We start from the raw sequence: 1,555 nt of genomic DNA, 5'->3' as shown, positions 1-1,555 counted from the left end.
CTTCAGAACTCCTTCGGTGCGGGTACGAGGAAATGAGCGATGGGCGCAGGCACCAAGTGTATCCGGCATCGGAATTCGTGAGGTGCAACCAGCGCCGCAGCCCGATATTTACGCCTCAGGCGTTTCGTGGTTCTCGGCCTGGTCGAAGAACTTCATCGCCATGAAACCGTGGGCACCACGCAGGCTGACCCGCGGAGTTCAAATTGATTGAGCATGTTCTCCACAGGCACATACGTCCGCGGCTCTCGCTCTACCGTGACGCCCCTGTGCATCACGTCGTCGGCGCCCATACGTCCGGCCCGCCACCCCGCCACTCGATCAGGTCGGACCGCACCACGTCCATCTCGTCGAAGTCCTGAAGGCCGGCGGTCTGGAGCAGCGCAGCCACATCCCGCACCGAGTACGCCATGCCGAGGATCACTCCGTCCGCGCGGCCGGGCCGGGCGCACGCTGGGCTACTCCACCGCCGGACCCTCCTGGCCATGGCGCACCGCAGCCTTCACCGCCTGCTCCAGCTCGTGCCGCGGCATGGTCACATCCTCGCGCACCGCGTACTCCGTCACCGCGCCCCGGATACGGCCGACGAGGGTCGGAACCCGGTACCACCAGACTGACGCACCGTCAGGCAGGCGGCCGACACCGTGAAGTGCCCGCCGAGAACCCGGCGCTGTCGCACCCCCGGCATATACGCCTCACTCCCGGCCGAACGCCCGGCGGACGGTCCTCGTCACGGCGGGGTCATCCATCTCGAGCTCTCTGCGGACATCGGAGAGCTTCTGTGTCGCAAGGGCGTCACGCCAGGCCAGGTCGGCCCGGTACATGGCTCGGTTGACGGCGCAGGAGGCGGAACCGCCGCCGCCGGTGCGCAGCTCGGCGATCTTCCCGCACCGGATGATTCCCGTGCAGCGGAAGAGGCTCTCGTTTCCTTCGATGGCCAGGACGACATCGAGCATGGTGATCGAGTCCGGGTCGCGGGCCAGCCTGAACCCACCGCGCGGCCCCGGGGTGGACGTCAGGAGTTCGGCTTTCACCAGCAAGTGCAGTTGCTTGGTGAGATAGGCCGCAGGCAGCCCGTGAGCGGCAGCGAGCTGGGCGCTCCCCACCGGATCGTCATCGCCGAGCATCGCCAGGTTGACAAGCGTGTGCACGGCCCACTCGACGCCCTTGCTCATGTACATAACCAAGATGGTATGTGTCCTGAATTATCTAAGTCAAAGCGTTTCGCCCCACCCCCCTCCGATCGAGCCCAACGGGGACGGCGAGTCGACCCCCGATGGCTCACAAGGCCCGGAGCAAAGCCATATATACCCGAGTCCCGTCAGTCGCCCCATCTCGGCACCGGCGAGCACTTCGGCACCCAGACGCCCCTGCACGCCACCCGCACCAGATAAAACTTGACACCATCTATCGACGATACGTAGTGTCGCCAATGTCGCTCTCACGTTCGATCCGGCCGCGGTGTCCCCTCCTGCCCCCACGAGGGGACACCCCACCAAGCAGTCGCGGATACGGGAGGCCTCAGGCCTCAACGACAAGCTTCGAAGGAGTTCTGAAA

General features: G+C 65.6%; 3 protein-coding genes. 1 reads left to right on the top strand and 2 read right to left on the bottom strand.

The genetic code is table 11. From position 1 onward, the window contains the following. On the top strand, window positions 1-211 hold a 211-nt coding region (locus tag ACWCP0_RS42085; RefSeq protein ID WP_451083983.1), incomplete at its 5' end, for a hypothetical protein. 60 nt (window positions 212-271) lie between these two features. Here ACWCP0_RS42085 and ACWCP0_RS42080 read toward each other — a convergent pair. Further along, complete coding sequence (locus ACWCP0_RS42080) at window positions 272-409, bottom strand: hypothetical protein (protein WP_451083982.1); 138 nt, start codon at window positions 407-409, stop codon at window positions 272-274. 283 nt (window positions 410-692) lie between these two features. After that, a complete protein-coding gene (locus ACWCP0_RS42075; RefSeq protein ID WP_451083981.1) occupies window positions 693-1,178 on the bottom strand; it encodes an RrF2 family transcriptional regulator in 486 nt (161 codons plus the stop codon). Window positions 1,179-1,555 lie beyond the last annotated feature (377 nt).

This window comes from Streptomyces sp. NPDC001970 (assembly GCF_053594115.1).
This window is presented reverse-complemented; position numbering and strand designations above follow the sequence as displayed.